Source organism: Ruegeria sp. R14_0, assembly GCF_017743975.1.
In the GTDB taxonomy this organism is placed as follows: domain Bacteria; phylum Pseudomonadota; class Alphaproteobacteria; order Rhodobacterales; family Rhodobacteraceae; genus Ruegeria.
Genome location: NZ_JAGHRC010000001.1, coordinates 1199654 through 1207437 on the forward strand (window position 1 = coordinate 1199654; position 7784 = coordinate 1207437).

The window sequence follows — 7784 nt, forward strand, 5'->3', positions numbered from 1 at the left end:
CAGGCGTTGCGTCAGGCCTTCAGGATGGATCAGGCCGTTGCCGCGACAGGCGCGCTATTGGTGTCCATCCAGGCCTGAATGTGGGCGATCTGCTCTTGGCTAAGCCGCAGGCCCATTTTGTTCCGCCGCCAGACAACATCCTCGGCCGTACGGGCGAACTCCTTTTCGATCAGCCATGCAAGTTCCCGCGCGGTCAGGGTAGCACCGAAGTCTTCACCCAAATCTGCTGCAGTCCCTGCATCCCCCAGCATCGTTTTGGCCTCGGTCCCATAGGCACGGACCAAGCGTTCGGCCCAGGCGCGATCAAGGAATGGATAGGCCGACAAAAGCCCCTCAACCAAATCCTGCACCCCATCAACCGGGAAATCCCCACCGGGCAAAGCGACGCCCGCAGTCCATGGACCAGGCAAATTGGGGAAGTGTTCCGCCACCTTGTCCAGCGCGCTTTCGGCCAGCCGCCGGTAGGTGGTGATTTTGCCGCCAAAAACGTTCAATACCGGCGCCCCACCCTGCGCATCGACCTTCAGCGTGTAATCCCGCGTTGCCGCGGTCGCGCTGCTGGCCCCGTCATCGTACAGGGGGCGCACGCCGGAATACGTCCAGACGATATCATCGCGCGTGATCGGGTTTTCGAAGTACTTCGAGGCGAAGGCGCACAGGTAATCCTGCTCGGCCTCGGTACATACTGGCGGTTCTTCCGGGTTCGGATGGTCCTGATCTGTCGTGCCGATCAGGGTGAAATCACGCTCGTATGGAATGGCGAATATGATGCGCCCATCTTCGCCCTGGAAGAAATAGCATTTGTCGTGGTCGTAAAGCTTTCGGGTCACGATATGACTGCCGCGCACAAGACGCACCCCCTCGCGAGAGTTGACCCGGATTTTCGTCTGAATGATGTCGCCAACCCAGGGACCACCGGCGTTGATCAGCATCCTGGCCTGCACCACGCGCGTCTCATCGCTTTGGCGGTCCCGGATGGTGACCTGCCACAGGTCATCGACGCGTTCGGCGGACAGAACCTCGGTCTGCACCAGTATTTCGGCCCCTCGTGCCTCGGCATCGCGGGCATTCAGGACGACCAGCCGTGAATCTTCGATCCAGCAATCGGAATACTCATAGGCCGTCTGAAACTTGTCCTGCAGCGGCGCGCCTTCGGGTTCGCGGCTCAGGCTCAGCGCGCTTGTTCCCGGCAGGATCTTTCGCCCACCGAGATGGTCATACATGAACAGTCCCAAACGGATCAGCCAAGCCGGACGCTGCCCGTGCATCCAAGGCATTACAGTGCTAAGCAACCGCGACGTCGGCGTTTCGGAATCGAACCGCATATCCTTGTGGTACGGCAGCACAAAGCGCATCGGCCAACTGATATGCGGCATGGCGCGCAGCAGCGTTTCACGCTCGATCAATGCCTCGCGTACCAGTCGGAATTCGAAATACTCAAGATACCTCAGCCCACCATGAAACAGCTTGGTCGAGGCGGATGACGTCGCCGAAGCCAGATCGTTCATTTCGGCCAGTGTCACCGACAACCCGCGCCCGGCAGCATCGCGCGCGATGCCACACCCGTTGATCCCACCGCCAATGATGAACAGGTCCGTGACCGTATCGCTGTGCCGTTCCATATCCGGATGATTCTCTGTGCTGGAAATATCGCGGGCATTAACCCGGCATTGGTGCGTTTCGTCAATGTTTGCTTTCGTTTTTTTTCGAAATTTGATCCAGAAATCGCGAGGGATTGCCGGGATACTCTATAAGCACTTGCCAAAGCTCAAAAATAGAACAAAAACGAACACAGCCATTGTTCGGAGCCCCCAATGTCCCTCTCCTTTCGTCAGTCAGATATCCTCAACATCGCCCAGCAGAACGGTCGCGTCATGGTCGAGGATTTGGCCTCCCAGTTTGGGGTGACTGTGCAGACCATTCGCCGCGACCTGTCCGAATTGGCGGATATGGGAAAGCTTGATCGCGTCCATGGCGGTGCGGTCATCCGGTCGGGCGTTTCGAACATCGGCTACGAGGATCGACGGGCCCTTAACGAGGACGCCAAAGCGCGGATTGCAACCGCCTGCGCCCGCGACATCCCGGACGGGGCGTCAGTTTTCATGAATATCGGTACTTCAACCGAAGCTGTCGCACGTCAATTGCTGGGGCACAAAGACCTGATGGTGGTCACCAACAACATGAACGTCGCCAATATTCTGGTGGACAACACCGATTGCGAAATCGTCGTTGCGGGCGGTGTGCTGCGCCGCTCGGACGGTGGGCTTGTGGGTAATCTGACGATCTCAACGATACGGCAGTTCAAGTTCGACTATGCAGTCATCGGATGCTCGGCCCTGGATACGGATGGCGACCTGCTGGATTTCGATTTTCAAGAAGTTCTGGTCAGCCAAACCATACTTGCCCAAACCCGGCGCACCTTTTTGGTTGCCGACCATTCAAAATTCCAACGCGCCGCCCCTGCCCGTATCACCTCATTGGCTGAAATCGACACGTTCTACACGGACCATCCCGTAGCTGCTGACCTGAATGACCGCTGCCGCGACTGGAACACGGCCCTTCGGATCTGCAACTGATCAACCGCCGGAATCACCGCTTTCGTCACGGCACAACCAACAGTTGGCCACAAATAGATTGACGAACCGCCCACCGACATTTGAGGATAAGGTAACCTTCCCAATCGGAGGCAGGAAGATGGGGTTACTTGGGCAGCCACTGGGCTATTACGACTATCTGACTTTTGTTGCATTGATTCTGCTACTGGCCGCCGTCATGGCGTTGTTTCTGTTCATCATGGGGCTACCGGGCCGCATCGCGATCAAGCGCAATCATCCGCATGCCGAAGCGATCAAAATAATGGGATGGATGGGTTTCCTGGCAATCGTGCCCTGGGTCCATGCATTCATCTGGGCGTTCCACGATGGAACTGTCGTCGATATCCGCCGCATGCCCGATGATGAACGGGAGGCGGTTCGCAAAGAAATCAAACGCTTGGGCGGCGAGTTGACGGAGGATTACCGCGACCCGCTTGACCCGGACGAGACGCAGAAAAGCTAAGGCCAAAGGAAACCACAGACTATGTTCGTCGCCCTCGGCATTACGCTGTTCTACATCATTTTTGTCTGGTTCATCTTCTTCAAGATGCAATGGCTGAAGTTCAACATCATGTGGGGTATCGTGTCCTTCTGGGTTGGCGCGCATCTGCTGCTGATCTTTCTGGTCGCCCTGCGGTTCTTTCAGCCGTTTTCCATCGACAGTCATGTGGTTCGGTCCACCATCCAGATCGTCCCCCGTCTGACCGAACCCACCATTCTGTCCGAAGTTTTGGTTGAACCCAACACCGAGGTCAAAAAGGGTGACCCGCTGTACCGGTTCGATGACACCGTCTTCAAGCTTGAGGTCGCGGAAGCCACCGCACAGCTGGTCGCGGCCGAGCAGAACGCCAAGATTCTGGAACAGGACGTCATCGCCGCATCCGAAGCGATCGAACGCGCCAACGCGCAGCTGGCCTATGCTCTGACCCAACAGGCGCGATACGAAAATCTGGTTCCTGCGGGCGGCGCGCGTCAGGACGAACTGGATCGCTGGAACGAACAGGTCACCGAAGATCAGGCGCAGGTCAAAGAGGCCGGAGCCAATTTGGAAAAGGCGCAACTGGCTCTGGATTCCCAGATCGACGGAGTGAATACCGGCATTCTTCAAGCGCAGGCGCAGTTGGATAAGGCGCAGTATTTCCTTGATAATACGGTGATTTACGCCCCCGAGGACGGCATGATTGTCTCGCAGCAGGCGCGTCCGGGTCTGGTCGTAGGCGACATTCGCTTGGGCGCGATTGCCAGTTTTGTGACGAAGGACAACCCCTATATCCTCGCCACTTACCGGCAGCAGAACCTGAAATTTGTCGAGGTCGGCCAACCGGTCGAGGTCGCGCTGGATCTTTATCCTGGTGAGATTCTGACCGGCAAGGTCGAAGCGATCTGGTGGGCCACGCGTCAGGGTCAGTATCTGCCTTCGGGCCGCTTGCCCGGGTTCGAGCTGCCGAAGCTGCCCGGCCGGATCGCGGTGCAAATCTCGGTGGACATTCCCGACGGCCACACGTTCCCTGCTGGTGGGCACGCGGCTGTGGCGATCTACACAGGGCAAGGCAAAAGCTTTGAGTTCCTGCGACGCATCAACATACGCCTGTATTCTTTCGCCAACTTCATTCGACCATTGGACATTTAAGGACGCAAATCATGATCCGGGCCAAACTTCATCGCCAACTGCTGGGCACGGCCCTAAGCGCCGCCTTGCTGGTGGGCTGTACGCCCGTTGGCCCGGATTTCGTGCGCCCGAACTCGCCGGTCGTGAAGCAGTGGATCGAGGTGAACAGCCCCAGCGCGGGTCAAAGCGGGCTGACATCGCGCAGTGCGCCCGTGGTCAAATGGTGGGAGACGTTCAATGATCCAACCCTCAACAAGCTGATCGCCGAAGCCTATGCCCAGAACCTGGACCTGCAGGTGGCAGGTGCCCGAGTGTTGCAGGCGCGCGCGCAGCTGGGCATCGCGTTCGGTGAGCTTTATCCGCAGTCGCAGGCCATAGGCGCCTCGATCGAGCGGCGCCAGATCAGCGATAACCTTGGGCCGATTTCCGATGTGCGCCGGATCATCCCGCTGGATACCGAGTTCTCGACCTCGCAGGTCGGGTTCGATGCGCAGTGGGAGCTGGACGTCTGGGGCCAACAGCGCCGCGGCGTCCAGGCCGCGCGCTCCAATCTGGCGCTGCAGGTGGCGAATTACGACGACGCTCTGGTCACTCTGACCGGCGACGTCGCGGCGCTCTATGTCAACATCCGCGCTTTGCAGGAGTCGCTGGCCGTCGCGCGCGAGAATATCCAGTTGCAACAGGAGTCCGCCGATCTGACTCAGCTGCGTTTCGACAATGGCGTCACAACCGAGTTGGACGTGCAGGAATCCACTGCGCTGCTGAACAACACCAAGGCACTGGTGCCCGAGATCGAAAGCGATCTGCAGCAGGCCAAGAATGCGCTGGCGGTATTGCTGGGTACCACCCCATCGCGCATGACTGGCCTGCTTGGTAATTCCGGACGCATTCCGTCGGCACGCACCAATGTCTCAGTCGGCGTCCCGGCCGAGCTGTTGCGTCGTCGTCCAGACGTACGCGCGGCCGAACTGGCCGCTGCCACGCAATCGGCACAGGTCGGGATCGCTTTGGCCGATCTGTATCCGCAATTCATCCTGTCTGGCGCGATTGGCCTTCAGGCCTCCGGTGGGCGTGACCTGTTCTCATCGTCCAGCACCACTGGATTGGCCAATGCCGGAGTGGTCTGGAATGTGCTGAACTATGGCCGGATAAAAAACAACGTCCGCGCGCAGGACGCCGCCTATCAGGCGCTGATTGCCAACTACCAAAACACTGTTCTGACGGCCTATTCCGAAGTGGAAAGCGCGATGGTGGCTTATGCCCAATCGCGCAAGCAGGTCGGGTTCTACGAAAACAGCGTCGCCGCATCGCGCAAGGCCGCAGAGATCGCCATCGACCAATACCGGGACGGCATCGCCAGCTATTCGCGTATCCTGAACACTCAAACCGCCTTGCTGCGGTCGCAGGCCAACCTGATTCAGGCGCGCCAGCAGGTCTCCAGCAACCTGGTCGCCGTCTACAAGGGCTTGGGCGGCGGCTGGCAGATCCGGCAGAACCAGGAATTCCTGCCCGAAACCGTTCTAGCCGAGATGGCCTATCGCACCGATTGGGGTGATCTTCTGGAAAAAGACCCGACCCGCGCCAGCCTGAACTGAAGCTTATTTGGTCAGCCCCCGCAGACCGCCGGATATCAGGATGTTCACTTCGTACAGGATGCGGGGTGCCGCCAAACCACCCGGACTGGCCAGGTAGTTCGGGCTCCATTCCGGGTCGAACTTTTGCTTGAACGAGCGAAGCCCTTCGAAGTGATAGAACTGTTCGCCATGCTCATAGACAAACCCACCAACACGGTTCCAGAACGAGGCCAACTGTCGGTTCTCGATCCCTGAAAACGGAGCGGCCCCCAGCGAGAACCAGTGGAATCCCTGCTCTGCCCCCCAGCTCATCATCTCGGCGAACAGAGCGTCCATGACAAAGCTGGGACTGTCAGGCTCATAGCGCATCAGGTCCAGTGACAGCTCGGATTTGTGCCCACCCTGAAACAGGTTGGCAAAGGCCATGATCTGCCCGCCTTCCTCTTTGCGCAGTACCGCATGGTCGAAATAGGACAGGTATTCGTCATCGAACCCACCCAAAGCGAAACCTTTTTCCGCGCCAGCCTTATGCTGCAACCAATCATCCGAGATCTTGCGCAGTTCTGGCAGCACTGGGGCCAGGTTTTCCTTGGGAATGATCTCGAACACATAGCCTTCACGCTCGGCCCTGTTCTTGGCCTGACGGAACCTTTTGCGGGATTTGCCGTCCAGCGAGAAATCCTTGAGCGGCACACGTGCAACCTCGCCGATCTTGAGGATGGACAGGCCCAAATCTAGGAAGGTCGGCAAGTATTTCGTCGAGACACTGTAGAAAGCGCACAGTTTGCCCTCGCGATCCGCCATTTCGCGCAACTGCCAGATAAGCTGCTGCCCCGCCGTTTCGTCGCCCACCGGTTCGCCCTTGCTGATCACTGCGTTGCCAGTATCGGCATAGGCCAGAAACGCGTCCTCACCCGGCGAAATCAGGAATTGCTTGTCCCCGGTCAGGGAAATCTGCGCCTCGGTATCCTCGCTTTCCAGCGCCAATCGTTCGACGACCGCTGGGATTTCAGTCCGAACCTGTTCAGGCACGTCGCGCCCGAACAGTGAGTTTACGGCAACCACCCCGAGGATGACCGCTACGACCAGACTGGACCGCAAAAACCGCGAAGCATCGCCGTTCCAGGCAAAGTCCCACCACAGAGCGTTCTGGTATTCGACATGCGAATAAGCAAAAAGCCCGATCCAGAAGATCACCAGAAGCAGGGCGATCACACTGACCAACCACGGGATGTTCAGGCGGAAAATCGACGCACCGCTGACACGGTAGAACGCCCCCCGGAACATGGCCAGCAAGGCAATGGTGCACAACATGCCGATGGCTTCGTGCGTGTGCAGCCCTTTGGTGATCGAGGCCACAAACCCCGCGACCATCAGCAGCATCGCAACGATCCATGCGCGATAGAGCTTGCGGAACAATCCACGCGACACCAACAGCAATAGAACACCAACTGCGCTGCCCACCAGATGCGAGGCCTCGACAAAGGACAAAGGCAAGAAATCGCGCAGCACGCCCAGGCTCTGACTGCTGGCAGGCAAAGCCCCCGAGACGAGCAGGATCACACCGGCCACAGCAGCAACACCGGCCGCCACCATTGGGACAATCGGACGGATCACGCGATAAACCCAGGTGGCCGCCCCGCTGATATGGTGGCGGTGTGTCAGCGCGGACGCGACGGCGATCGACAACGAAGCGATAGCGAACGGTAAGAAGGTATAGACCACGCGATACAGCAACAGGGCGGCGATAACGTCAGAACGACCTGAGGCGCCCAATCCTGCGATCAGCGTTGCCTCAAACGCGCCGATCCCGCCGGGCGCATGGCTCAGAATACCGACTGCAATCGCGCCGATATAGATCGTGAAAAAGAACGGAAACCCGACATCCAGATCATCGGGCATCAGAACATACAGGGTCATGGACGCGCCAAACAGGTCTCCGATCGCGGCCAGTGTCAGCAACCCGGCCAACTTGCCCCCCGGCAAGTTGGCCGGGTTGCTGACACT

At 58.7% G+C, this 7784-nt stretch carries 6 protein-coding genes; 4 read left to right on the plus strand and 2 right to left on the minus strand.

The window, feature by feature from the left end; translation table 11 throughout:
- Positions 1–29: 29 nt before the first annotated feature.
- Positions 30–1622 (minus strand): glycerol-3-phosphate dehydrogenase, encoded by a 1593-nt coding sequence (glpD, locus tag J7416_RS05865; protein WP_209223776.1) that lies wholly within the window; start codon positions 1620–1622, stop codon positions 30–32.
- Positions 1623–1814: 192 nt separating this feature from the next.
- Here glpD and J7416_RS05870 point away from each other — a divergent pair, with 192 nt between their 5' ends.
- From J7416_RS05870 to J7416_RS05885, 4 genes are all read left to right on the plus strand, one after another.
- Positions 1815–2576: a DeoR/GlpR family DNA-binding transcription regulator gene (locus J7416_RS05870; protein WP_209223777.1), complete on the plus strand. Its 762-nt coding sequence runs from the start codon at positions 1815–1817 to the stop codon at positions 2574–2576.
- Positions 2577–2694: 118 nt separating this feature from the next.
- On the plus strand, positions 2695–3057 hold the full coding sequence (locus tag J7416_RS05875) for a DUF3302 domain-containing protein (RefSeq protein WP_209223778.1): 363 nt from the start codon (positions 2695–2697) through the stop codon (positions 3055–3057).
- Between the two features lie 21 nt (positions 3058–3078).
- Positions 3079–4224 carry an HlyD family secretion protein gene (locus tag J7416_RS05880; protein WP_209223779.1) on the plus strand — a complete coding sequence of 382 codons (1146 nt, stop codon included), beginning with the start codon at positions 3079–3081 and terminating at the stop codon, positions 4222–4224.
- A gap of 11 nt (positions 4225–4235) precedes the next feature.
- The gene (locus J7416_RS05885) at positions 4236–5798 is read left to right on the plus strand and encodes an efflux transporter outer membrane subunit (protein WP_209223780.1); all 1563 of its coding nucleotides are present in this window, start codon (positions 4236–4238) and stop codon (positions 5796–5798) included.
- 3 nt (positions 5799–5801) lie between these two features.
- On the opposite strand, the gene mprF is transcribed toward J7416_RS05885, so the two are convergent.
- Positions 5802–7784: bifunctional lysylphosphatidylglycerol flippase/synthetase MprF (gene mprF / locus J7416_RS05890; protein WP_209223781.1), on the minus strand; the 1983-nt coding region annotated here is incomplete at its 5' end.